Source organism: Tardiphaga sp. OK245 (assembly GCF_900108575.1).
Lineage (GTDB): Bacteria > Pseudomonadota > Alphaproteobacteria > Rhizobiales > Xanthobacteraceae > Tardiphaga > Tardiphaga robiniae.
The window spans coordinates 1111232-1135707 of record NZ_FNWZ01000002.1 but is presented as its reverse complement, the minus strand read 5'-3'; the positions used below and the strand labels follow the sequence as shown (position 1 = coordinate 1135707).

The window sequence follows — 24476 nt, the reverse complement described above, 5'->3', positions numbered from 1 at the left end:
CCTCCCGCGAATATGTCGCGTCAGCCGAAGCGGCCGGTGATGTAATCCTGGGTGCGGCGATCGGTCGGCGACGTGAAGATCTTGTTGGTCTGATCGAACTCGATCAACTCGCCGAGATACATGAAGGCTGTGCTGTCGGAGACGCGGGCAGCCTGCTGCATGTTATGGGTCACGATCGCGATCGTGTACTGATCCTTCAACTCGTCGATCAGCTCCTCGATCTTCGCAGTCGAGATCGGATCCAGCGCCGAGCACGGCTCGTCGAACAGGATCACTTCCGGCCGCACCGCGATGGTGCGCGCGATGCACAGGCGCTGCTGCTGACCACCCGACAGGCTGAGGCCCGACGCGTTGAGCTTGTCCTTGACTTCGTTCCAGAGTGCACCGCCGCGCAGCGCCCTCTCGACGCGGATGTCCATCTCCGACTTGGAGATCTTTTCGTAGAGGCGGATACCGAAGGCGATGTTTTCGTAAATCGTCATCGGGAACGGAGTCGGCTTCTGGAACACCATGCCGACGCGGGCGCGCAGCAGGTTGAGGTCCAGCTTCGGATCCAGAATGTTCTGGTTGTCGAGCATGAGCTGACCTTCGGCGCGCTGGCCGGGATACAGATCATACATGCGGTTGAAGATGCGCAGCAGCGTGGACTTGCCGCAGCCCGACGGGCCGATGAATGCGGTTACGCGGTTCGCCATCAGCGTCAGGTTGATCTTCTTCAGGGCGTGGTGTTCGCCATAGTAGAAGTTCAGGTCGCGCACGGTGACCTTGGGACGGGTCTCGCCCTGCAGGGCCGACGGCGGCGGCATCGAGACGGAAGGAACGCCAGACGACACAGAAAGCTCACTCATTTTGCTGTCCTCTCGGCGCCGAGAATGCGCGCGCCAATGTTAAGGGCAAGTACGGTCAAGGTGATGATCAGGGCACCGCTCCAGGCGAGCTGCTTCCAGTACTCGTAGGGGCTCTGCACGAAGTTGTTAATGGTCACCGGCAGGTTGGCCATCGTCTTGGTGAGATCGAGGCTGAAGAACTGGTTGCTCAGCGCGGTGAACAGCAGCGGCGCCGTTTCACCGGCGACACGCGCGGTCGCCAGCAGCACGCCGGTGATGAGACCGGCGCGGGCTGCACGATAAGCAATCCGCTTGATGACCAGGGAGCGCGGCAGGCCGAGCGCCGAGGCCGCTTCACGCAGCGGGTTCGGCACGAGACCAAGCATATCTTCAGTGGTGCGAACCACGACGGGGATCACGATCACGGCGAGCGCAAGCGAACCGGCGAGAGCCGAGAAGCCGCCCATCGGAACCACCACCGCACCATAAACGAACAGGCCGATGATGATGGACGGGGCCGACAGCAACACGTCGTTGATGAAGCGGATCACCGAGGTGAGTTTGTCGTGCTTGCCGTATTCCGCGAGATAGGTGCCGGCAAACAGGCCGAGCGGCGCGCCGATGCCGACGCCGATGACGGTCATGATGATCGAACCGACGATGGCATTGAGCAGGCCGCCTTCCATGGAGCCGGGCGGCGGCGTGTTCTGGGTAAAGATCTGCAGGCTGATGCCGGCGATACCGTTGTAGAACAGCGTGAACAGGATCAGCGCGAGCCAGGTGACGCCAAAGAGAGCGGCACCCATGCAGAGCCCACGGATGATCATGTCGTTGCGGCGGCGTGAAGCGTAAATCGGGTTCATATTAGTTGCCCGCCTTCTTTTCCAGACGCAGCAGCATCAGACGCGCTGCCGAGAGCACGAAGAATGTCAGCACGAACAGCAGGAGACCGAGCAGGATCAGACCCGATTGATGCAGACCGTCGCTCTCCGCGAACTCGCTGGCGATCGCTGCCGAGATCGTGGTGCCCGGGCCAAAGATCGAGCCTGTGATACGGAACGAGTTGCCGATGATGAAGGTCACCGCCATCGTTTCACCGAGCGCACGGCCGAGCGCCAGCATGACGCCACCGATCACACCAACGCGGGTATAGGGGATGACGACGTTGCGGACGACTTCCCAAGTGGTGCAGCCGACGCCGTAGGCAGCTTCCTTGAGCACCGGCGGCACCGTCTTGAACACATCGACCGAGATCGAGGTGATGAAGGGCAGCACCATGATGGCGAGGATCAGCGACGCGTTGAACAGCGAGAGATAGGACGGCGGGCCGGCGAAGATCACGCCGAGGACCGGGACGCCTTCGAAGGCGTTGATCATGAATGGCTGCACGTGGTTGGCCAGGAACGGGCCGAGCACGAAGAAGCCCCACATGCCGTAGATGATCGAGGGAATACCGGCGAGAAGCTCAACCGCCATGCCGATCGGGCGGCGCAGCCAGTTCGGGCACAGTTCGGTGAGGAAGATCGCGATGCCGATGCCGACCGGAATGGCGATAGCCATCGCGATCACCGAGGTGATCATCGTGCCGTAGATCGGGCCGAGCGCTCCCAGCACCGGCGGATCAGCCGACGGTGCCCAGCGCTGCGTCGTCAGGAACGAAAAGCCGAATTCGCGGAGCGCCGGCCACGCACCAACGATAAGCGACAGAATGATGCCGCCGAGGATAAACAGAACGGACAGCGCCGAGATGCGGGTGATCCAATAAAACGCCTGGTCCCCCGTCTTGAAGGCATTCAAAGCCTTCGCACGATCATAAGGTCCGGCAGCGTCCATCGAAGAGCTCTGTACGGCCATGTCTGCCACGCCAGTCCCCTGTAATTGTTATAATACCCCAAAACGCATTGCCCTGGAGGGGCTTGTCAGGGCGCGAAGTCAGAAGAGAAGAAGAAAGAAATTCAGCCCTGCAGCAAACGGAGGAGAGATGCCCCTCTCCTCCGCCCACACACCAGATCAGCTCTTGATGTCAGCCGACCAGGTCTTTTCGATCAGTTTGACGACCGAGTCCGGCATCGGGATGTAGTCGAGCTCTTCGGCAGCCTTGTCGCCCTTTTCGAACGACCACTTGAAGAACTTCAGCGCTTCAGCCGAGGCCGCCTTGTCGGTCGGGGCCTTGTGCATGAGGATGAAGGTCGCCGCAGTGATCGGCCAGGACGCTTCGCCCGGCTGGTCGGTGAGGATCACGTAGTAGCCGGGAGCCTTGGCCCAGTCGGCATTGGCAGCAGCAGCCTGGAAGGCAGCGACGGTCGGCTGCACGGTCTTGCCAGCCTTGTTGACGAGGCCGGCATAGGTCAGCTTGTTCTGCTTGGCGTAAGCATATTCAACGTAACCGATTGCGTTCTTGGTCTGACCGACGTTGCCGGCAACGCCTTCATTGCCCTTGGCGCCGACGCCAACCGGCCACTCGACAGCCGTACCGGTGCCAACCTTGGTCTTCCAGTCAGCCGAGGCCTTCGACAGATAGTCGGTGAAGTTGAAGGTGGTGCCCGAACCGTCCGAACGACGAACGACGGTGATGGCAGCCGAGGGCAGCTTCAGCTTCGGGTTCAGCTTGGCGATGGCAGCGTCGTCCCACTTGGTGACCTTGCCGAGATAGATGTCGCCGAGCACTTCGCCGGAGAGAACCAGCTCGCCCGAGGCAATGCCTTCGAGATTCACGACGGGAACGATCGCGCCCATCACCATCGGCCACTGAACCAGGCCGTCCTTCTCGAGCTGCTCAGCCTTGAGCGGCGCGTCGGTGGCGCCGAAGGTCACGGTCTTGGCCTGGATCTGCTTGATGCCGGCGCCCGAACCAATCGACTGGTAGTTCAAACCATTGCCAGTCTCTTTCTTGTAGGCGTCGGCCCACTTCGAATAGACCGGGAACGGGAAGGTTGCGCCGGCACCCGTGATGTCGGCGGCAAATGCCGAGGTCGAGGCGGCAACGAGGCCGGCAGCGACGATCGCTTTGAGGAATTTCATGGGATGTCTCCAATCTCGTGAGCGACCGCGCCGGATGCGCCAGTTGTGCTCACGCCGCCCGTTTAGGGGTGGTCGATTGTGCTTTTATGATAGTTCCGTGACACTTGGATGACGGCACCAAGCATCTGTAAATGCTTTGTTTTTCTGCCTCCGCGGATAATTTTACCGTGCAAATGACATCGAAAATGCCCTGCCATAAGGGTCATGCCAAGCCGTCAAAATCCGCCGTCACAGGGGTTAACAATATGTTTCAGCACGCGGAATCCGGCCTCGCGCGCATGCGCGCGTATGACAGCGGCGGGCACGATATCGAGGGTGGTCGGACGCAATGCCGCACCACCCACCAGGGCTTTTTGACTGTCTGAGCGAAGCGCTACGGGACTGCCCGAGGACGGTCGCTATGGGGGGATGTTCCCTCCACACAAGCAGGCTTGCCGAAGCACTGCATCTAGCATTGCTCAAGCATTGCTTGGTCCCTCCGCACCGACGCGAAAAGCGCATATCTGATATGCAATATCGAACGTCGGGCTTGCTCCATAAAACACCATTAAAGAGAAAATATACCTAATCTGGGCCAAAAACAGCGCCGGAGGGTATTTCGCGCGCGTAGCACAGAGTGTGCCAACTTTCGGAGGATCTTACGGAGATTCGTTAACCATGGTCTTTAAGGATTCGTTAACCAAGATGGATTCCAAATTGGATCCACCCGTTGCAATCGACGATGAGCTGAAGTAGAAAGATCTGGCCATGAATCAGATCCAAGAAATTTTGCTGAAACAGCGCGCCGAGTTTGTCGAATTGCTCAAGCCGGCAATGAAGGATTGCGTCGAGCTACAGATGCAGCTCGATCAGAGGAGAGAACAGGTGCGCGCACTGAAGACTTCGATTGAACAGATCGATGTCGCAGTTGCCGCGATACAGGCCGGAGATGCAAAACGCGAGAACGCGGGGCGGCCCAAGATTATGGATGTGGTTCTCGAAATTTTGGATGACGCGCCGAACGGAATGACGGCCCGTGAGATCATGACTGAGATCAATACGAGGAATCTGCTGGGCGAACCGATCATGCGGCACAGCCTTTCACCTCAGTTGTCGAGACTGAAGGATCGGGACAAGAAGATCGATTTGCGCGGTGACCGATGGGTGCGTCTTCCAGACGAACCAGGTTTGTTCGCGCCAAAAGAATAAGGCCCGGAATGGTTCCGGGCCTTGCTCGCCAGAGCGGCACACCGATGAGTGCCTTTAGTTCGTCGGAGAAAGGAAAGCCATGCCTATGGGCTCAAGCGTATCGAGTCTCGGCGGAGGCAACAACGGGAGTAGTTTCCGATGTCGCCCCGGCAGGAGGGTTGCCGCCCAAATGCCGAATCCGAGATTGATCTTGTTAAGATGACTTTGAGGGGGCGGGAAACCGCCCCCTCTTCTTTTTACATAAAGGACTATAATGATTAGTCAATATGGTTGCACCTGAATCGAATAGAGATTCCAATATGTTACACCTGACTCAAGGGGAACATCCCCGATATGGGCGCAGGAGAACGAAGAGAGTTTAAGGCGTCAGGACGCCGCGGAGACGGGAGGCGCTGGCGGCGTCTTCACCTGCGGAAAGGCGGCGGTAAAAGTCGCGCCATTCTTCGGCACGCTTTCGATCAGCAGCCGGCCGCGATGCCGGTTCAGGATGTGCTTCACCAGCGAGAGGCCGAGGCCCGTACCGCCCTGTGCGCGGCTGTCGCCGACATCGACCCGGTAGAAACGTTCGGTCAGGCGTGGCAGATGCTCGGGGGCGATGCCCGGGCCATAGTCCCGCACGGCGACGCGGATTTCCGGCACACCCTCCGAGGTCGACTCCGTGGTCAACGATACGTCCACCTTGCCACCGGATGCGCCGTATTTCAGCGCGTTCTCGATCAGGTTCTCGAACAGCCGAAGCAATTCCTCGCGATCGCCAGCGATGGACACCGGCGTCTCCGGCAGCGCCATTTCGATCCTGACGTTGCGCTCATTGGCCAGCGGCTCCAGCCCGTCGCCGACCTGACGGATGATGGGGAGAATATCCACCAGCGTATCCGGCCGCACATGCGCCGACAGTTCGACGCGCGACAGCGACAGCAGATCGTCGATCAGCCGTGCCATGCGGGTCGCCTGCGCATGCATGATGCCGAGAAAGCGCTCGCGCGCCTTGGCGTCGTCCTTGGCCGGCCCTTGCAGCGTATCGATGAAACCCGACAGCGCCGCCAGCGGCGTGCGCAGCTCGTGGCTGGCATTGGCGACGAAGTCGGCACGCATTTCCTCGACACGGCGTAGCGGCGTCTGGTCGTGGAACGTCATCAGCATGCAGGTGTCGGTGCCGCCAAAGGCGGTCGGAACCGGCACCGGCGTGATCATCAATTCCATCCAGCGATCGACCGGAACGTGATCGAGATAAGTCGCACGGCGCGGCTCGGTGGTGGCGATGGACTCGCGCAAGGCGGTGATGATCTCAGGCGAACGCAGCGCGAATTGCGCCAGTTCGTTCTTGCGGAGTGCCGGCGCAAGCTGCGCGGCAGCGGCATTGAGATGGATGACGCGGCCGGCGCGGTCGAGCAGCACGGCGGGATCGGGAATGCCGGCAATGATGGCGCGCACCGCGGGTGCCTCGACCGGATTGGCGGCCAGCGCCTCGTCGCGCGCCGTCACCACATCATGCAGCCGCCACGGCACCAGCGCCGCGCCGGCGATGCAGACGAACACGATGCCCGCGCGAACAGGCGACAACTCGCCGAAAAACACCAGTGCGGCCAGCGCCAGGCCGGCGGCCAGCAGGATGATCGCTGAATGCCGCAGCCGGTCAGGCCACGGCGAAAACATGGTCGATGGAGAAGCTTCAATGGCCATCTGAACCGGATCTCTTCCTGCTGCGAATGCGAACGTATATCAGGCGCCGGAGCGGCCATGTTCCTTGAGCGGGTGGCCGACGCCGGGCTTGGCGTCCGCCGCGACCGCCTGCAGCTTTTTCGATCGCGAACCGATAATAAGCTCGCGAAGCGTCAGTAACATGACTGATATAAAGAACGGCGCGAGGTAATAAAGCACCCTGAACAGCAGCATGCCAGCCAGCAGCTTTTCCTGATCCATCATTTCGAGGCCGACCAGCATGGCGGCGTCGAACACGCCAAGACCGCCGGGCGAATGGCTGGCGAAACCCAGCAAGGTGGCCGAGACGAAAACCACCGCCACCACGACGAAACCGACGTCAGGCTCGGCCGGCACCAGCATGTACATCGCGAGCGCACAGAAGCCGAGATCGATGATGCCGATGGTGATCTGCAGCAAGGTGAGCGGGCCGCCCGGCAGTACCACCGACCATGGGCCGCGGCCGACGCTGCGCGGCTTCATCCAGACCCAGACCACATAGCCGACGAGGCCGGCGAGGATGATATAGGCCAGGATGCGGTTCATCCATGGCGGCACCTGGTTGATCGCGCTGGCCGCCTCCGGGTGATAGGCGATGCCCATGCCGAGCACCGCGAGATTGCCGAGCCAGAAGGTGAGGCCGGCGAGAAAGACGATCTTGGCGACATCGACGGCGCTGAGATCCCAGGCCGAATAGATGCGATAGCGCACCGCGCCGCCGGTGAAGACGCTGGCGCCGACATTGTGGCCGATCGAATAGCTGGTGAAGGCCGCCAGCGCGTTGATCCGGTACGGCACGTCGCGGCGACCGATCGTGCGCACCGCAAACCAGTCGTAGAATGTCAGCGTGAAATAGCCGGCGGCAACCGACAGCGCCGACAACATGATCAGCCGCGGCTCGGTCTCGGTCATCGCCCGGAAAACGGCAGCAGCGTCGATGTTGCGCAGCTTGTGATACAGCATGTAGCAGGCGATGCCGATCACCGCGACGCTGATCAAGACACCGAGCTTGTGCAGGATTTGCTTCTCGCGCAGAAACGAGATCGCCCTGCGTATTGCTTCCAGCATCTCAACCTCGAATGCGATCCCCTGACCAGAGAGATCTGGACCAGGAAGTCAGACTAGCCTCGGCGGAACCGCCACATCAGTTGTCTCCGGCACAACCGTCGTAGCGCGTTTTGCGGCAAAGTGGAATTCGCCGGCTGTGAATAAAAACAAGCCACATCAGTATATTAGGTCAGTCCTAACAAACCACCAGCCTCTCGGGCGCATTCGCTGCGGCAAAATGCCGACGTCGTGACGCGTCTCACGTGACAATGAGGCTTTCGTGACCTCATGCCGCCGATTTGGCGGCGAGACGTTGATAAAAAAGACGGCAGCGGCATGCACCACAGACCTCAGGTCGCGCGGGCCTGCTGCCTGACCACCACGATGTCGCGCAGCCATGATCCGATGGCGCAGCCGACGAGATAGAAGCCGAACAAGGCGAGGCCGAGATCGAGCCAGTAGCCGAAGCGGCCGGGCACGACCTTGGCAATCGCGATGCCAACGATGACCGCGGCGATCACCGACAGGCGTTGGATCCAGACCCGCGACACCGAACGCCCGCGATAGACCACGGCGATCCAGCCCATGCAGAAGCCGATCAGGAACGCCCCGAGCAGCCAGCCCCAGTGAAACATCGCAAGATAGGTCATGGCGCTTGCCTCACGACGAATTCGATCCGGCGATTCTGCAGCTTGCCCTCGTCGGTATCGTTGGTGGCGATGGGTTGGGTGCTGCCGTAGCCGATGGTGGAGAAACGGTCCGCCGGCAGGCCGGCCTTCACGAGATATTCTTCGACGGCGAGCGCGCGCTTTTCCGACAGCGACTGATTGAACGCCGCGTCGCCATCGCCATCGGTGTGCCCGGCGATCTCGACCCGGACATTGGGGCAGCGCATGGCGATTTCCACGAGGCGATCGAGCAGGCCGGCGGAATCCACATTGATGCTGGCGCTGGAGGGCTCGAACCGGATGCGGCCCTTGGTCAGGTTCTGCGCGAAGAGCTGCTGGCACACACTGGCATCAACCGGCGCCGCGGCGGGCTTCACCGAGACTTCGGCTTTGGCCTGCCAACCCTGCGGGAGCTCGCGCGCCAGGCTTGCGCGGATCTGGTCGGCGGCCACTTCGTAGAGTGCGTCACCTGACAGCTTCACCTCGCGGTCGGACACCACCAGGGTCCCCGTCGACAGCCGCGACAGCGCACCCAGCGCCGTGGTCACCGCTGCGGCAAAACCGCCGGGCGCGCCGATGCTGGCCTTCAAGTTGTCGACGATCTTCTCATTGCCGAACTTGCGTCCGGCAGCCGACGCCAGCGCGGCGTGGATGGTGTTGTCCGGGACATAGCCACTCAGCGTCAGCGTATTCGTCACCGGGTCCTTGTTGGCCTGGAACACATAGGGCGGCGCCTTGACGTCATTGGCCGCGACCGTGAAACCTTCCGGCAGATTCTTCAGCGCCGCCGCAATGGCTTCGCGGCCACCGAGGTCGCGCGCCATGCCGGAGAGGCTGATATTCGTATCCGAAATCACCGCCTTGCCTTCCTTCAGCTTGGCGACCTGATCGAGCAAGAGCACGGCTGCGGCATCAAACCGCGGCGGCGCGCCGCGCTTCAGACCCATGCGGTCGGAGACCTCGGTTCCGCTGAGTGCGGCGCGGGCCGCTTCCACGATGCGCGCCTTGCTGGCCGGCAATGGCGCGGTTCCCCACAGCGTGACGCGGACATTGTCGCGCTCCGCGACCCAGACGAACGGCTTGGCTTCCGCGACGAGGCGGGTTTCGTCATTGACCAGGCGAACGCCCGGCGTGGCCTCGACCGACGAGACCGCACTGCGGCGACCATCTTCGGAAAATGCTTCGGCAGAAAACGAGACGTCACGCCCGGCAACCGTGATCTGGCTCTTGTCGAGGATCGTGTTTTTCAGCGCCGCAGTGCTGTGCGCCGTTAAATCCGTTTCAAGCGGAATCGTGCTAACCCAGGCAGCAACCGCCCAAAGGATGGCAAGCGGGATGAGCCCGGGCCACCATTTGGCACTCCACCTGTAAAATCCGTGCATTCGACGTCCTGCGGGTCTGGAAACAGAGAGAAAACAAACCCTTGCGGGACTGTCAAATTGAAATCAAGGCAAACCTCTGGCGTCGCCGCGGGTATTCGAATAACGCTTTGTTCAATCGTTTCTGATCATTTCCGTGGGTAGCATCAATTGCTCGGTCATACGATGAAGCAGATTCGCAACACGATTATTCGTGCCGGCCTGGATGCGCTGTATTTCAGTGGCGCCCACCGCGTGTTGCGACCAATCTTCGGCGGCGTGGGCACCATTTTCATGCTGCACCATGTGCGTCCTGCGCATGCCGGTCCGTTCCAGCCCAATCGTCACCTCGAGATCACGCCGGATTTCCTGCGCGCCACCCTCGCTTATCTGCGCGCGACCGACGTCGATATCGTGACCCCCGATGAAGTACAGCGGCGGTTGACGGAGCGGGATTTCTCGCGCCGCTTCGCCTGTTTCACCTGTGACGACGGCTATCGCGACAACCGCGACCATGCATTGCCCGCGATGCGGGATTTCGACGCTCCCTTCACGGTCTATGTCACCAGCGACTTCGCCTCCGGCACAGGCCGGCTGTGGTGGGTGGCGCTGGAGCGCATCGTCGCCAGGGCCGATGCGATCGAGGCCCCGATCGACGGACAGATGGTGCGCCTGGACACATCGACTCTCGCCGGGAAGGACATGGCGTTCGACCGCCTGCATGGCTGGCTGCGCGGATTGCCGGAAGAAGCGGATATCCGCCGCGAGGTCAGCGCGCTCTGCGCTGCGCATGGCATCGACGAAGACGCGGTCAGCCGTGAGCTGTGCATGTCGTGGGACGAACTCAAACCTTTCGCCGCCGATCCGCTGGTGACAATCGGCGCGCATACCGTAAGCCACTGCAATCTCGCCAAACAGAGCGAAGCGATGGTCGTGCATGAGCTGTCAGCCAGCCGCACCGATATCGAAAACGTTCTGCAGCGCCCGGCCGTGCATCTTGCTTATCCCTATGGCGACCGCTGCGCCGCGGGCACACGGGAATTCGCACTGGCGAAAAGCGCCGGCTTCGAGACAGCCGTGACGACGCGCCCCGGCGTGATCGCCTCGGACAACTTCTCGCAGCTCACAGCGCTGCCGCGGGTCTCGCTGAACGGCAACTATCAGGACACCCGCTATCTGCCGGTGCTGACCTCCGGCGCGGCCACCGCGATGTGGAACGGCTTCCAGCGCGGCGGCGTCGGATAGTCTGGCCCGCTGCAGGCGAACTGCAGCCTTACTGGAGTCGCGGGTCCCGCGCCGGATCAGGCCGGCTTTTGCGGCAGATCGGTCTCCGGCGGAAAATACACGCCCGACATCGGATCGACCCAGCACAGATGCTCGTTGACGCGGGTTACGCCAGCCACATTTTCAGCAGCCACGACGATCGCCCGACGGACATTCTCGTCCGTGATGAAGCCGTCGATGTCCACGACGCCATCCTTCACCCGGACGTCGAGGCCGAATGGTGTCCATTCGTTATGCCTGAGCACAGCGACGATGCGGCGACGGATCAACGCATCACTCGACCCGACATCGGAGACATCGTGCATGACATCGGCGATGGCTTCGACGAAATTCTGCCGGCTGACGATACCCACGAGCTTGTCGCCCTGCACCACCGGCACGCGCTTGATGTGATACTTCTCCATCACGTCGACGATATCGGCCAGACCGGTCTCCTCGGTCACCGTGCGGACCTCGCGGGTCATGATCTCGTGCACCTTGCGGCCGGCTTCGCGGACATAATCGATGGCCTGCAGGCTGGGGCCACGCACGAATTCGAGCCAGCGCGGACGCCTGCGCTGCGTGCCGACCTCGTGCCGACGCAGGAAGTCCCGCTCGGTCACAATGCCGACCAGCTTGCCAGCCGCATCCACCACAGGCAATCCGCTGACGTGATAATCGATCATCAGCCGCGCAGCTTCGCTGATCGACGCGTCCGGCGACACGGTGACGAGCTTGCGGGTCATAATTTGATGAGCTCTCATGACACTCTCCCATTGGGTTGAGGTCCGTTTGCTGGACGAACCAACACGAGAAGCCTACGCCGGCCGCCGGTTCGGGCCTTGATCTGGGTCAACTGCAGCGGCGCTTGTTGACTCGCCTTGCACGCCGCCGCACACAATCGGCCCAACGACAAAACAAACGGGAGGCGTCATGTTCACCAATCTGTTTTCGCTCGATGGCCGCATTGCACTCGTCACCGGCGGCTCGCGCGGCATCGGCAAGATGATCGCAGCGGGATTTCTCAGCCAGGGCGCGGCGAAGGTCTACATCACCGCACGCAAGGCCGGGCCGTGCGAAGCCACCGCGAAAGAACTCTCAGCGCAGTATGCCGGTGAATGCATCGCACTGCCGATCGACATCTCGACCATGGCCGGCATCGAGATGCTGGCTGCCGAAATCAAGAAGCGCGACCCCAAGCTCGACATTCTCGTCAACAATGCGGGCGCTGCCTGGGGCGCGGACTTCGATGAATTTCCGGAGAGCGGCTGGGACAAGGTGATGACGCTGAACGTCAAGACGCCGTTCTTTCTGACCAAGGCGCTGGCCGGACCGCTGCGTGCAGCAGCCAGCGCGGAAAAGCCCGCCAAGGTCATCAATATCGCGTCCATCGACGGCATCTTCGTCAATCCGATGGAGACCTATTCCTATGCGGCGAGCAAATCCGGCCTGATCCACCTGACGCGGCGGATGGCCGTCAAACTGATCCAGGATCACGTCGTCGTCACGGCCATCGCGCCGGGCCCGTTCCAGTCGGACATGAACAAGGCTGCACGCGACAATGCCGATAAAGTGGCAACCCGCGTGCCTGCCGGCCGGATCGGCACCGACGAGGACATGGCGGGCGCCGCGATCTATCTCGCTTCGCGTGCCGGCGACTACGTGGTCGGCGCCACCATCGCGGTGGACGGTGGCATCGTCTATGCGAATCCAGGCATCAAGGGCGACGGCTGGGACTGAGGGCAAGCGCGCCGCGTCATTGCAGCCCTCCGGGCTGCGATGACGTGCGGTCGCTGCCAATCTATCAGCCCCGGCTACAAACTAAGCAATTAGCCAGCGTCCGGCTTGCGAACGACATTTAGGCTGCAAAGCTATTCTGAAATAACCATCTGATTTATATAAATATAATATCCGAAATTATTCAACCGTCGCAGTTGTACACAATGGCACGCTGCTTGCTTTGTTAACCTCTGAGACATCCATGCCTCGGGGAGTACACGGCAATGGCGGACTCACTGCATACAACGGCGGTCCTTGCAGAACCCGGCCCGATCGCGGTCGACTGGGGCACGACAGCGCTCGTCATCATCGACATGCAGCGCGATTTCATGGAGCCCGGCGGCTTCGGCGAGACGCTCGGCAATGACGTCTCACAACTCGCCAGCGCCGTCGCCCCGATCGCCGCGGTGCTGAAAGCCGCGCGCGAAACCGGGATGATGGTGGTGCACACCCGTGAGGGGCACCTGCCCGATCTGTCTGACGCACCGCCCGCCAAGATCGAACGCGGAGCGCCGAGCCTGCGGATCGGCGATCCCGGTCCGATGGGACGCATCCTCATTCGCGGCGAGGCCGGTCACGACATCATTCCCGCACTCTATCCCGTCGAAGGCGAGATCGTCATCGACAAGCCCGGCAAGGGCGCATTCTACGCCACGACGCTCGGCGCCGATCTCAAGGCGCGCGACATCGACACGCTGCTGGTCTGCGGTGTCACCACGGAGGTCTGCGTCAACACCACCGTGCGCGAAGCCAATGACCGCGGCTATCGCTGCATCGTCATTTCTGACGGCTGCGCGTCCTACTTTCCTGAATTCCACGAGATGGGCCTGAAGATGATCAAGGCCCAGGGCGGCATCTTCGGCTGGGTCGCCTCATCCGCCGCAATCCTTGAAGCAATGACACTTTCTGAAAATGCACCGGAGACTTCCAACAAACTTGCAGCAGGAGCATCACGATGAGCACGACCGCGGGGACGTTTTCTAAAGATTCTGCCGGCAAATCCGACTTCAAGCCCGCTCTATGGACACCGGGCGACTGGAATGCGTTTTTCGGCTTCGGTACCAATATCCTCGTCAACATGCTGGTACTGACCGGCCTGCTGCGCTTTGTCCTGAAAATGCCTGACAACATCGTATTCGGACGCATCCTTCCGGCCATGGGCCTGATGATGTGCCTGTCCACGATGTACTACGCCTGGCTCGCCTACAAACTGGCGCAGAAGACCGGCCGCAGCGATGTCTGCGCGCTGCCCTCGGGCATCAGCGTGCCGCATATGTTCATCGTCACCTTCGTGATCATGCTGCCGATCTCGATCACGACAGGCGATCCCATCAAGGGGTGGGAAGCCGGCCTCGTCTGGGTGTTCTTCCAGAGTTTCATCCTGATGATCGGCGGCTTCATCGCGCCCTGGATCCGCAAGGTGACGCCGCGCGCCGCGCTGCTTGGCACGCTGGCCGGCGTTTCCATCGCCTTCATCGCGATGCGCCCGGCGCTGGAAATGTTCATGACGCCGGTGATCGGCCTCACATGTTTTGCCATCATCATGCTGAGCTGGTTCGGCGGCTATAAATATCCCAAGGGGATTCCGGCAGGCCTCGTCGCGATCGGCGTCGGCATGGTGATCGCCTGGGGCTCCAACCTCTTTGGAGTCGGTATCGGCGGCGTCAGCGTCGCCGGAGTGAAAGCAGCCTTCACCAATTTCGGGTTCTCGGTGCCGATCCCGGCCTTCGATCACGTGTTCTCCGGCTTCCAGTTCCTCGGCATCATCCTGGTCACCGCCATTCCCTATGGCATCTACGATCTGGTCGAGGCGATGGACAATGTCGAGAGCGCGGAAGCCGCCGGCGACGAATATCCGACCACCCGCGTGCTGACCGCAGACGGCGTCGTCTCGCTGATCGGCTGCCTCATGGGCAACCCCTTCATCAACGCGGTCTATATCGGCCATCCCGGCTGGAAGGCGATGGGCGGCCGGATCGGCTACTCGGCAGCGACCGGCCTGATGGTGATCGTACTGTCATGGTTCGGCGTCATCTCGCTGATGCTGGCCGTTATCCCTGTGGTCGCGATCTCACCAATCCTGCTCTATATCGGCATGCTGATCTGTGCGCAGGCGTTCGAGACCACGCCGCGCGAACATGCTCCGGCGATTGCCCTCGCACTCACGCCGCATCTTGCGGCCTGGGCCACGGTGCTGCTGTCGGGCGCACTCGGTGCCGCCGGCATGAATTTCGGCGCGATCCATTCGCCCGAATTCATCGCCAAGATGGGACAGAACGGCGTGCTGTTCCACGGCCTCGAAGTCATGGGCGGCGGCTCGATCCTGGTCGGCCTGGTGCTCGGCGCCATCGCGGTGTTCGTTATCGAGCGCAAATTCCTCAACGCTTCGGCTTTCGCTCTGGCCGGTGCCGTGCTGACCTATTTCGGCTTCATGCATGGCGAGGCGATCGGGATCGGCGGCGGATTGGGGGTGACGCCCGGCGTCGCTCTCGCTTATGCTCTTGTTGCAGCCGGGCTCTTCGCCGCGGACAAGTTCGGCGCAACCAGCCTGTCTTCTGTCCCGCAATCGGAGCCGCCACTTGCCGTGCCTGCTGAATAACATCGTCTCAACCTGCGGGTGGCACACCCGTGCCATCCGCAGCAGGTTCGCATCGTGAGTGAGTCCGTTCCCGAGACCACCGTTCCCGAAACGATCGCCGCCATCGTCGCCGCGCATCGCGCCGGCACCGTCACGCCCGCACAGACAGTCGCCCGCAGCTATCAGCGAATCCGCGACCGCGGCGATACCGCCATCTTCATCACGCTCCGCAACGAGGCCGAGGCGATCGCCGAAGCCGAGGCGCTCGCTGCGAAGGATCCCGCCACCCTGCCGCTCTACGGCGTGCCGGTCGGCGTGAAGGACAATATCGACGTCGCCGGTTTGCCGACCACCGCCGCCTGTCCCGCTTTCGCCTATAACGCAACGCGTGACGCCAGCGCCGTGGCGCGGCTGCGCGCGGCGGGTGCGATCATCATCGGCAAGACCAATCTCGACCAGTTCGCGACGGGTCTGGTCGGCGTGCGCTCGCCCTATGGCATTCCCAAGAATGCGATCCGCGACGATCTCGTGCCCGGCGGATCGAGCTCCGGCTCTGCCGTTGCGGTATCCGCAGGCCTCGTGCCGCTGACGCTTGGTACAGACACTGCGGGCTCCGGCCGCGTGCCGGCGATGCTCAACAATATCATCGGCCTCAAGCCCAGCCTCGGCCTGATCCCGACCGCCGGCGTCGTGCCGGCCTGCCGCACGCTGGATTGCGTCTCGATCTTCACGCTCACGGTGGACGATGCTGTTGCCGCGCTCGATGTGATGGGCGGCTATGACGCGCATGATCCCTATTCGCGCAAGCGGGTGCCGGGTTCGGTCACGGACTTTCCGAAAGGCCTCAAGCTCGGCGTGCCGCGCAATGGGCAGTTGATCTTCTTCGGCGACAAGGCCTCGGAGAAAGCCTATGCGGACGCGCTGAAGCGCTGGACCTCGCTCGGCGCGACGCTGGTCGAGTTCGACCTCGAGCCGTTCTATGAGACCGCGCGGCTGCTCTACGATGGACCATGGGTCGCCGAGCGCCTGCTGGTGATCCGCGATCTGCTGGCGTCTGCGCCGGATGCAATTCATCCCGTCACGCGCGAGATCACCATCGCCGGTGCACGGCAGAGCGCGACCGATACGTTTGCGGCCCTGTACAAGTTGCAGGAGCTGAAGCGGGTCGCCGAACAGGCTTTCTCCGCTATCGACGCGCTGGTGCTGCCGACGGCGCCGACCGCCTATACGACGGCGCAGGTGCTCGCCAATCCCATCGAGCTCAATTCGCGGCTCGGCACCTACACCAACTTCGTCAACCTGCTCGACCTCTGCGGCCTCGCCATCCCCGCAGCCATGCGTGCCGACGGCATCCCGTTCGGCATCACGCTACTCGCGCCGGGCGGCGACGACGCCTTGCTGGCGAGCATCGGCCGCGTGTTTCACGCCGACACCAAATTGCCGGTTGGCGCCGGGGCCCTGCCGCAGCCGGCGCTGGCGGCACTGTCCACTGAGTTGGCCGAAGGCGAAATCGCGATCGCAGTGGTCGGCGCGCATCTCTCCGGCATGGCGCTGAACGGCGAGTTGCAGGCCCTCAATGGTCGCCTGCTGAAAGCCACGACGACGGCGCCGGACTACAAGTTCTATGCGCTCAACGGCACGACGCCGGCGAAGCCCGGCCTGCTGCGCGTCGCCGCTGGCTCGGGCGCGGAAATCGCCGTCGAAGTCTGGGCGTTGTCGGCAGAGGCCTTCGGCAAATTCGTTGCATCGCTTCCGCAGCCGATGTCGATCGGCACGTTGACGCTGTCCGACGGATCGAGCGTCAAGGGCTTCCTCGTGGAAGCCAGGGCGACGGAAGGCGCGCGGGACATCTCGTCGTTTGGCGGATGGCGGGCCTATATGGCAGACGCAAAATAATACGCCGTCATGGCCGGGCTTGTCCCGGCCATCCACGTCTTGCTTTGCGGCAAAGACGTGGATGCCCGGCACAAGGCCGGGCATGACGGAGTTATAGGTGCGGGCATCGCGTTTACGCCGCCCGGATATTCCCCATGAACCGATCGAGCTCGGCACGCAGCCGCGCACTCTCGCTCGACAGGGTCTGTGCCGAATTCAGCACCTGAGCCGACGCCGCGCCGGTTTCGGTGGCGCCGCGGTTGACGTCGACGATATCGCCGGCGACCTGCTGGGTGCCATGGGCAACCCGCTGGACGTTCTGTGCGATTTCGCGCGTGGCAGCGCCCTGCTGCTCGACGGCGCTGGCGATCTCGGACGCAATGCCGGAAATCTCGCCGATGGTGCTGCCGATCTGCTTGATCGCCGACACCGATTCCTGCGTCGCGCTCTGCATGCCCGCGATCTGGGTCGAGATTTCCTCGGTTGCCTTTGCGGTCTGGCTGGCCAGCGACTTCACTTCGGACGCCACAACCGCGAAGCCGCGGCCGGCATCTCCGGCACGTGCAGCCTCGATGGTTGCATTGAGCGCCAGAAGGTTGGTCTGTTCGGCAATCGCCGTGATGAGATCGACGACGTCGCCGATGCGCTGCGCGGCGCGCGACAATTCGCCGATGCGGGCATCGGTCTGCTGCGCCTGCACGACCGCACTATCGGCGATCTTGCTGGAGGTCTGCACCTGGCGGCCGATTTCATTGACCGACAGCGAGAGCTCCTCGGTTGCGGTCGCCACTGACTGCATGTTCGAGGAGGCCTGATCCGATGCGCCGGCGACGCGGCTCGACAATCCCTCGGTGGTCTCGGCGGTGCGCGTCAGCGTGCCCGCTGCGGTTTCCAGCTGCCCTGCCGATGCCGACACGTTCGAGACGATCGCACCCACGGCGGCCTCGAAATCGTCGGCAAAGCGGATGAGTTCGGCACGGCGCGCCGCACCGGCCTCGCGGCTTTGCTCTTCCTGCGTGGCGGCATCCCGCTCGGCCTTTGCGATGGCCTGTACCTTGAACTCTTCCACGGCCGACGCCATGTCGCCGAGTTCGTCGCGGCGGCCAAGACCCGGCAGCACGACTTCGAAGTCGCCGGCTGCGAGCTTGCGCATCGCTGCGCACATCGCAATCATCGGACCGGCAATGCTGCGGCCCAGCAGCAGCGCAAGGATGGCACCGACGATGAAGCCGCCAACGCCCAGCACCATCACCTGGCGCTCGGTATCGTGGATCGTGGTGTCGGATTCGGTTTCAAGACGCTGCTGATCGGACAGCAGATCCCCCTTCATCGCCGTCGACAGCTTGGTGATCGCTCCCGCCGTCTCTGACATTTCCTGAACGAGACCGTCGACCTTCTTGGTGTTCTCAACGAACTTGACGAAAGCATCAGCGTAGAGCTTCGTCTCCGCGGTGATCTCCTTCACCTTGTTGTTGATCTTGTCGTCATTGGCATAGATCGTCGCAAACGAGTTCTGCAGGAACTTGATGCGAGCCGTTGCGGCATTCGAGGTCTTGTCCTCGGCCTTGCCGATATAGGTGTTCACGAGCGAGGTCGCGGTGATGAACTGGGTGGTGATTTCCTTGACCTGATCCTGCACGGAGGCAAGGCCGGCCATGGTCGCGGTATCGCCGAGATCATCGATCTTGTTACGCAGCATCAGGCTGGTGCGCGACAACTGGGTCGACGCGATAGTGTCGTTCTGTCCCTTGACGGTGAGGATGTCGGCGAACACCTTGGTGAACGTAATGAATTCGCGGGACAGTTTGGTGATTTTGTCGAGCCGCGCGGAGTCCTTGGTCACTTTCATCGACTGGTCGATGGCGTCCTTCAGACTGGTTTCCGCAGCCTTCGCTGCCTTGGCGTCCGCTTCATTGCTGGTGAGGACGTAATAGCGCGTCAGCGCCTGATAAGAGGTCAGTTCGCGGTCGATATTGCGGGCCAGACCAGACTCCGCAACGCTGGTGCGATACGATACCACGCCGGCCGAGATGCGCTCGAAGCCGACATAAGCGAGCACCATGCTGAGCGCGGATATGGCGAGCACGGCCGCAAAGCCCAGCGTCACCTTGGCGCGGAACCTGAGGGCAGGAAACTTAAAAGAAGCCGGCTTCTTCCGGACAAGCGTCGTCGTTGCCACGTGGGGCCCCCGTTCATCACTCCCAACATCCCGGTCATCGCGCGCAAGCGCGCGCAAAGCCGATGCCCAAACCTACGGCACATTGGCTAAGGACGAGTAAACGGATACCGGAACTTCTGGAGGTTGCGCGGCAGGCGAACAGGACTGTCATTCCGGGGCGGGCCGACGCCGTAGGCGGCGGGACCGAACCCGGAATCTCGACATGTTGTGCAAAGCAGCTCAAGATTCCGGGCCCATGCCGGCCCCGCTACGCGGTCCGTCCTGTCCCGGAATGACGAGCCAACTACGCCGCCATCGCCGGCGGGGTCAGCGACTGCCAGTTGTTGGCGAGCTGCAGCTTGGGCTCGGTGAGCGCCTGCAACTGCTCCAGCGTCATGCCCTCGACCATCTCGCGCACGAACAGGCCCTGCTCCGTGACGTCAATGACCGCCAGATTGGTGTAGATGCGCTTGACGCAGCCCGGTGCCGTGAGCGGCAGCCGGCACTTCTTGAGGATCCGCGGCTTACCGGCCTTGTCCGTATGATCCATGATCACGCGGATTTCCTTGGCGCCGACCGCCAGATCCATCGCGCCGCCGACACCGGGCGGAAAAGACGGATCTTCCGTGGTCCAGTTGGCGAGATCGCCGGCTTCGGAGACTTCAAAGGCGCCAAGCAGGCTGACATCGAGATGCTTGCCGCGGATCATCAGGAACGCGTCGGCGTGGTGCATGAACACGCCGCCCTTGATCAGAGTCGTGTAGTTCTTGCCGGCATCGATCAGGTTCTCGTCTTCCGTGCCCGGCTCCGGCTTCGGCCCGAGGCCGAGAATGCCGTTCTCGCTGTGGAAGATCACCTCGCGGCCATCGGGCACATAGCTCGCCGCCCGCGTCGGCATGCCGATGCCAAGATTGACATAGGCGCCTTCCTGCAGGTCCTGCGCGGCGCGCCAGGCCATCTGGTCGCGATTGAGCGGCTTGTATGTTGCGGTCTTATCAGACGACGTCATGCCTTTGCTCCCACTACCACCACACGATCGATGAAAATGCTCGGCGTCACCACCGCTTCCGGATCGAGACTGCCGAGTTCAACCATTTCATTGACCTGCACGACGCTGAGATCGGCAGCCATGGCCATGATCGGATTGAAGTTACGCGCCGACTGGTCATAGACGAGGTTGCCCCAGCGATCCGCCTTCTTGGCGCGCAGCAGTGCAATGTCGCCCTTCAGCGGCTTCTCGAACACATACAGCACGCCGTCGATCTCGCGGGTCTCCTTGCCCTCGGCGAGCTTGGTATGCGCCGTCACAGGCGAGAAGAAGCCACCAAGTCCCGCGGCATGCGCATGCATGCGCTCGCTGATGATGCCCTGCGGCACCAGTTCGAGTTCCAGCGTCTTGGCACGATAGGCATTGAGGAAAGCGCTGTAGTCGCCGGAGCGCGGATAAGAACAGATCACCTTGGCTACGCGGCCGGAATTGATCAGCCGGGCCAAACCAGTATCGCCATTGCCGGCATTGTTGTGGACGATGGTGAGATTGGTCGCACCCTGCTCGTGCAGCGCCTCCAGCAGATCATCGGCAATGCCGACAGTACCGAACCCGGCCACCAGGACGACTGCCCCGTCCTTCACCCCAGCCACGGCCTCGGCCGCGCTGGCTACGCGCTTGTCGATCACTCCCGAAAACTCCTCGTCGCGGAATTGTTATTGTCCGCAATCGCTTGCGGCATTTATTGCGCCGCGACTAGAGCATCGCAGCCTGCGGATATGAAGGCACAAATTTGCAGGAGGGATACGCGCCTACCCTCCCCTGGAGGGGGAGGGTCGGTGAGCAGCCGCGAAGCGGATGCGAGACGGGGTGGGGTGAGACCACACACTGCGTCGCTTGTGATTTCACCCCACCCCGCTGCGAGCTACGCTCGCATCGCCCCTCCCCCTCCAGGGGAGGGTGAAGCACCCACCAAATTCCCAGTTGCAAACTTTCCGCACCGCGCTTCTAATTGGAATAATTAAAAAATACCGGGAGGTCTGCGTGTCCACAGTGAAACTGACGGTCAATGGCAAATCTGTCTCTGCCACGGTCGAAGACAGAACCCTTCTCGTCCACCTGCTCCGCGAAAATCTCAACCTGACCGGGACCCATGTGGGCTGCGATACCAGCCAGTGCGGCGCCTGCATCGTGCATATCGACGGCAAGGCCGTGAAATCCTGCACCACGCTGGTCGGTCAGATCGACGGCGCCAATGTCACCACCATTGAAGGCATTGCCAAGGGTGACCAGCTGCATCCGATGCAGGCGGCGTTCCGCGACAATCATGGTTTGCAGTGCGGCTACTGTACGCCGGGCATGATCATGTCGGCGATCGACATCGTGAATCGCCACGCGGGCGAACTCGATGAAGAGACAGTGCGCCACGAGCTCGAAGGCAATATCTGCCGCTGCACCGGCTACCACAACATCGTCAAATCGGTGCTCGACGCCGCCGGACGCATGAAGGTTGCGCAAGCGGCTGAATGAGCCGCGGCGCATTGATCTGAGCTGAGCCAACCGCGCCTTTCGATGGAAAGCGCGGACAATCAAAAACTCCGGCAGGGAGACCCATGAGATGGGCGTTGAAGGCATCGGCGCACGCGTTGCGCGCAAGGAAGACAAGCGTTTCATCACCGGCCGCGGCCGCTATGTCGACGACGTCAAGATCGTCGGCCTCACCCACGCACATTTCATCCGCAGTCCGCATGCCCATGCGAAAGTAAAGGGCATCGACGCTTCCGCGGCAAAGGACATGCCCGGCGTGGTCGATGTGCTCACCGCCCAGCAATTGGTGGATGACAAGATCGGCAATCTGATCTGCGGCTGGGCGGTGTCCTCCAAGGATGGCACACCCATGAAGATGGGCGCATGGCCGGCGATGGCGCCGGACACGGTGCGCTTTGTCGGACAGGCCGTGGCAGTCGTCATCGCCGAGACCAAGAACCAGGCCAAGGATGCCGCCGAAGCCGTCGTCGTCGAATATGAAGAGTTGCCCGCCGTCAGCAGCATGACCGCAGCACTCGCCTCGGGCGCGCCGCAACTACATCCGGAAGCGCCAGGCAATGTGGTCTATGACTGGGCGATCGGCGACGAGAAGCTGACCAATGACGCCTTCGGCAAGGCCGCCAATGTGGTCTCGCTGGACCTGACCAACAATCGGCTGGTGCCGAATGCGATGGAGCCGCGCGCAGCCGTCGCAGAATATGACGACGCAGAAGAGCACTTCACGCTCCATACGACGTCGCAGAATCCGCATGTGGCGCGGCTCGTGCTGTCGGCGTTCTACAACGTCGCGCAGGAACACAAGCTGCGTGTCATCGCCCCCGATGTCGGCGGCGGCTTCGGGTCGAAGATCTTTATCTATCCCGAGGAAATGGTCGCACTCTGGGCGTCGAAGAAAGTGCGCCGCCCGGTGAAATGGACCGGCGACCGCACCGAGGCCTTCCTTACCGATGCGCATGGCCGCGATCACATGTCGCATGCCGAGATGGCCTTCGACGCCAACAACAGGATCCTGGGCCTGCGGGTGAAGACCCACGCCAATTTCGGCGCCTATATGTCGCTGTTCTCGTCCTCGGTGCCGACCTATCTCTACGCTACGCTGCTATCGGGCCAGTACAATATCCCGACCATCTATGCCGAGGTGATGGGCGTCTATACCAACACCACGCCGGTCGATGCCTATCGCGGCGCCGGACGACCCGAGGCGAGCTATCTGGTGGAGCGGCTGATGGAGACATCGGCGCGGCAGTTGAAGGTCGATCCGGCCGAGCTGCGCCGCATCAACTTCGTGACGCAATTTCCACATCAGACGCCTGTCATCATGGCCTATGATATCGGCGACTTCGGCGCATCGCTCGACGCGGCGCTGAAGGCCATCGACTACGGCGGCTTCCCGGCGCGGAAGGCGAAGGCCAAAGCCAGCGGGAAGCTGCGCGGGCTTGGCTTCTCCTGCTACATCGAGGCCTGCGGCATCGCGCCGTCCAAGGCGGTCGGCAGCCTCGGCGCCGGCGTCGGCCTGTGGGAATCCGCGGAAGTTCGCGTCAACCCGGTCGGCACCATCGAGGTGCTGACGGGCTCGCACAGCCACGGCCAGGGCCACGAGACGACCTTCGCGCAACTGGTCGCCGGGCGGCTCGGCATTTCCGTCGATCAGGTGCAGATCGTACACGGCGACACCGACAAGGTGCAATTCGGCATGGGCACCTATGGCTCGCGCTCGGCGGCGGTCGGCATGTCTGCGATCTTCAAGGCGATGGAGAAGGTAGAAGCCAAGGCGAAGAAGATCGCCGCGCATCTGCTCGAGGCCTCCGAAGGCGACATCGTCATCGAGAATGGCGAGTTCAAGGTGACCGGCACCGACAAGGCGATCGCACTGCCGATGGTGGCACTCGCGGCCTATACCGCACACAATCTGCCGGATGGCATGGAGCCCGGCCTGAAGGAAGGCGCGTTCTACGATCCCACCAACTTCACCTTCCCGGCCGGCGCCTATATCTGCGAAGTCGAGATCGATCCCGGCACCGGCAAGGTGGACATCGTCGACTTCGTCGCGGTGGATGACTTCGGCCGGCTGATCAATCCGATGATTGTCGAAGGCCAGGTCCATGGCGGCCTCGCCCAGGGCATCGGTCAGGCGATGCTCGAAAGCGCTATCTATGATGACAACGGCCAGCCGGTGACGGCGTCGTTCATGGATTACGCCATGCCGCGCGCCGACGACGTGCCGTCGTTCCGGGTCTCGCACACCACGACACTCTGCCCGGGCAATCCGCTCGGCGTGAAAGGCTGCGGTGAGGCCGGCGCGATCGGTTCGTCACCCGCCGTCATCAACGCCATCACCGATGCGCTTGGTCACAACAAGATCGAGATGCCGGCGACGCCCGGCCGTGTCTGGGAAGCGCTGCAATTGCAGCAGGCAGCGGAATAAGCGGAGTGTTTTCAAGCGAAGTGGAAGCCGGTTCGCGTCAAGAAAACACGAC

At 62.2% G+C, this 24476-nt stretch carries 20 protein-coding genes; 8 read left to right on the top strand and 12 right to left on the bottom strand.

What is annotated here, in order from left to right:
• Window positions 1–20 precede the first annotated feature (20 nt).
• The 4 genes from pstB to pstS form a co-directional block, all read right to left on the bottom strand.
• Window positions 21–848: a phosphate ABC transporter ATP-binding protein PstB gene (gene pstB, locus BLW80_RS12015; protein ID WP_068737599.1), complete on the bottom strand. Its 828-nt coding sequence runs from the start codon at window positions 846–848 to the stop codon at window positions 21–23.
• The gene (gene pstA, locus BLW80_RS12010) at window positions 845–1690 is read right to left on the bottom strand and encodes a phosphate ABC transporter permease PstA (protein ID WP_089266762.1); all 846 of its coding nucleotides are present in this window, start codon (window positions 1688–1690) and stop codon (window positions 845–847) included. The genes pstB and pstA overlap by 4 nt, the downstream gene beginning before the upstream one ends.
• 1 nt (window position 1691) lies before the next feature.
• Window positions 1692–2690: a phosphate ABC transporter permease subunit PstC gene (gene pstC, locus BLW80_RS12005; protein WP_093758054.1), complete on the bottom strand. Its 999-nt coding sequence runs from the start codon at window positions 2688–2690 to the stop codon at window positions 1692–1694.
• Between the two features lie 147 nt (window positions 2691–2837).
• The gene (gene pstS / locus BLW80_RS12000; protein ID WP_092140314.1) at window positions 2838–3848 is read right to left on the bottom strand and encodes a phosphate ABC transporter substrate-binding protein PstS; all 1011 of its coding nucleotides are present in this window, start codon (window positions 3846–3848) and stop codon (window positions 2838–2840) included.
• 747 nt (window positions 3849–4595) lie between these two features.
• Here pstS and BLW80_RS11995 point away from each other — a divergent pair.
• Window positions 4596–5036, top strand: coding sequence for a hypothetical protein (locus BLW80_RS11995; RefSeq protein WP_093758053.1), 441 nt, complete (start codon window positions 4596–4598; stop codon window positions 5034–5036).
• 366 nt (window positions 5037–5402) lie between these two features.
• Here BLW80_RS11995 and BLW80_RS11990 read toward each other — a convergent pair whose 3' ends face one another.
• The 4 genes from BLW80_RS11990 to BLW80_RS11975 all read right to left on the bottom strand — a co-directional run bounded on the left by BLW80_RS11990 (window position 5403) and on the right by BLW80_RS11975 (window position 9834).
• Window positions 5403–6719 (bottom strand): ATP-binding protein, encoded by a 1317-nt coding sequence (locus tag BLW80_RS11990; protein WP_093758052.1) that lies wholly within the window; start codon window positions 6717–6719, stop codon window positions 5403–5405.
• Window positions 6720–6758: 39 nt separating this feature from the next.
• The gene (locus BLW80_RS11985) at window positions 6759–7805 is read right to left on the bottom strand and encodes a lysylphosphatidylglycerol synthase domain-containing protein (RefSeq protein ID WP_089266758.1); all 1047 of its coding nucleotides are present in this window, start codon (window positions 7803–7805) and stop codon (window positions 6759–6761) included.
• A 329-nt stretch (window positions 7806–8134) separates the two neighbouring features.
• Window positions 8135–8434, bottom strand: coding sequence for a hypothetical protein (locus BLW80_RS11980; protein WP_068737611.1), 300 nt, complete (start codon window positions 8432–8434; stop codon window positions 8135–8137).
• Window positions 8431–9834 (bottom strand): OmpA family protein, encoded by a 1404-nt coding sequence (locus BLW80_RS11975; protein WP_089266757.1) that lies wholly within the window; start codon window positions 9832–9834, stop codon window positions 8431–8433. The genes BLW80_RS11980 and BLW80_RS11975 overlap by 4 nt, the downstream gene beginning before the upstream one ends.
• 162 nt (window positions 9835–9996) lie before the next feature.
• On the opposite strand from BLW80_RS11975, the gene BLW80_RS11970 reads away from it, so the two are divergent.
• Window positions 9997–11055, top strand: coding sequence for a polysaccharide deacetylase family protein (locus BLW80_RS11970; protein ID WP_093758051.1), 1059 nt, complete (start codon window positions 9997–9999; stop codon window positions 11053–11055).
• Window positions 11056–11111: 56 nt separating this feature from the next.
• Here BLW80_RS11970 and BLW80_RS11965 read toward each other — a convergent pair whose 3' ends face one another.
• Window positions 11112–11837 carry a CBS domain-containing protein gene (locus BLW80_RS11965; RefSeq protein ID WP_093758050.1) on the bottom strand — a complete coding sequence of 242 codons (726 nt, stop codon included), beginning with the start codon at window positions 11835–11837 and terminating at the stop codon, window positions 11112–11114.
• A gap of 169 nt (window positions 11838–12006) precedes the next feature.
• Here BLW80_RS11965 and BLW80_RS11960 point away from each other — a divergent pair, with 169 nt between their 5' ends.
• The 4 genes from BLW80_RS11960 to atzF all read left to right on the top strand — a co-directional run bounded on the left by BLW80_RS11960 (window position 12007) and on the right by atzF (window position 17326).
• A complete protein-coding gene (locus tag BLW80_RS11960) occupies window positions 12007–12813 on the top strand; it encodes an SDR family oxidoreductase (RefSeq protein WP_093758049.1) in 807 nt (268 codons plus the stop codon).
• Between the two features lie 263 nt (window positions 12814–13076).
• Entirely contained in the window at window positions 13077–13811 is a 735-nt protein-coding gene (locus BLW80_RS11955) for a cysteine hydrolase family protein (RefSeq protein WP_093758048.1), read from the top strand.
• Window positions 13808–15451, top strand: a complete 1644-nt coding sequence (locus BLW80_RS11950; protein ID WP_093758047.1) for a regulator — start codon at window positions 13808–13810, stop codon at window positions 15449–15451. Before BLW80_RS11955 ends, BLW80_RS11950 begins: the two co-directional genes overlap by 4 nt.
• A 54-nt stretch (window positions 15452–15505) precedes the next feature.
• The gene (gene atzF, locus BLW80_RS11945) at window positions 15506–17326 is read left to right on the top strand and encodes an allophanate hydrolase (protein WP_093758242.1); all 1821 of its coding nucleotides are present in this window, start codon (window positions 15506–15508) and stop codon (window positions 17324–17326) included.
• Between the two features lie 112 nt (window positions 17327–17438).
• Here the strand turns inward: atzF and BLW80_RS11940 are convergent, their stop codons facing one another.
• The 3 genes from BLW80_RS11940 to BLW80_RS11930 form a co-directional block, all read right to left on the bottom strand.
• Complete coding sequence (locus BLW80_RS11940; protein WP_244528112.1) at window positions 17439–19484, bottom strand: methyl-accepting chemotaxis protein; 2046 nt, start codon at window positions 19482–19484, stop codon at window positions 17439–17441.
• A gap of 283 nt (window positions 19485–19767) precedes the next feature.
• On the bottom strand, window positions 19768–20472 hold the full coding sequence (locus BLW80_RS11935; protein ID WP_210185319.1) for a 3-oxoacid CoA-transferase subunit B: 705 nt from the start codon (window positions 20470–20472) through the stop codon (window positions 19768–19770).
• Window positions 20469–21140: a 3-oxoacid CoA-transferase subunit A gene (locus BLW80_RS11930; RefSeq protein ID WP_093758046.1), complete on the bottom strand. Its 672-nt coding sequence runs from the start codon at window positions 21138–21140 to the stop codon at window positions 20469–20471. Before BLW80_RS11930 ends, BLW80_RS11935 begins: the two co-directional genes overlap by 4 nt.
• A gap of 355 nt (window positions 21141–21495) precedes the next feature.
• Here BLW80_RS11930 and BLW80_RS11925 point away from each other — a divergent pair, with 355 nt between their 5' ends.
• Together BLW80_RS11925 and BLW80_RS11920 are read left to right on the top strand one after the other, a co-directional pair.
• On the top strand, window positions 21496–21981 hold the full coding sequence (locus BLW80_RS11925; RefSeq protein ID WP_093758045.1) for a (2Fe-2S)-binding protein: 486 nt from the start codon (window positions 21496–21498) through the stop codon (window positions 21979–21981).
• 88 nt (window positions 21982–22069) lie between these two features.
• A complete protein-coding gene (locus tag BLW80_RS11920) occupies window positions 22070–24424 on the top strand; it encodes a xanthine dehydrogenase family protein molybdopterin-binding subunit (protein ID WP_093758044.1) in 2355 nt (784 codons plus the stop codon).
• Window positions 24425–24476: the final 52 nt, after the last annotated feature.

Bases quoted from the DNA above. Each gene is read 5' to 3' on its own strand.
- BLW80_RS11935 (WP_210185319.1), bottom strand. From the start codon at position 20,472: ATGACGTCGTCTGATAAGACCGCAACATACAAGCCGCTCAATCGCGAC.
- BLW80_RS11980 (WP_068737611.1), bottom strand. From the start codon at position 8,434: ATGACCTATCTTGCGATGTTTCACTGGGGCTGGCTGCTCGGGGCGTTC.
- BLW80_RS11990 (WP_093758052.1), bottom strand. From the start codon at position 6,719: ATGGCCATTGAAGCTTCTCCATCGACCATGTTTTCGCCGTGGCCTGAC.
- BLW80_RS11995 (WP_093758053.1), top strand. From the start codon at position 4,596: ATGAATCAGATCCAAGAAATTTTGCTGAAACAGCGCGCCGAGTTTGTC.
- pstB (WP_068737599.1), bottom strand. From the start codon at position 848: ATGAGTGAGCTTTCTGTGTCGTCTGGCGTTCCTTCCGTCTCGATGCCG.
- pstA (WP_089266762.1), bottom strand. From the start codon at position 1,690: ATGAACCCGATTTACGCTTCACGCCGCCGCAACGACATGATCATCCGT.
- BLW80_RS11960 (WP_093758049.1), top strand. From the start codon at position 12,007: ATGTTCACCAATCTGTTTTCGCTCGATGGCCGCATTGCACTCGTCACC.
- BLW80_RS11975 (WP_089266757.1), bottom strand. From the start codon at position 9,834: ATGCACGGATTTTACAGGTGGAGTGCCAAATGGTGGCCCGGGCTCATC.
- BLW80_RS11970 (WP_093758051.1), top strand. From the start codon at position 9,997: ATGAAGCAGATTCGCAACACGATTATTCGTGCCGGCCTGGATGCGCTG.
- BLW80_RS11955 (WP_093758048.1), top strand. From the start codon at position 13,077: ATGGCGGACTCACTGCATACAACGGCGGTCCTTGCAGAACCCGGCCCG.
- pstS (WP_092140314.1), bottom strand. From the start codon at position 3,848: ATGAAATTCCTCAAAGCGATCGTCGCTGCCGGCCTCGTTGCCGCCTCG.
- BLW80_RS11965 (WP_093758050.1), bottom strand. From the start codon at position 11,837: ATGAGAGCTCATCAAATTATGACCCGCAAGCTCGTCACCGTGTCGCCG.
- BLW80_RS11950 (WP_093758047.1), top strand. From the start codon at position 13,808: ATGAGCACGACCGCGGGGACGTTTTCTAAAGATTCTGCCGGCAAATCC.
- BLW80_RS11920 (WP_093758044.1), top strand. From the start codon at position 22,070: ATGGGCGTTGAAGGCATCGGCGCACGCGTTGCGCGCAAGGAAGACAAG.
- BLW80_RS11985 (WP_089266758.1), bottom strand. From the start codon at position 7,805: ATGCTGGAAGCAATACGCAGGGCGATCTCGTTTCTGCGCGAGAAGCAA.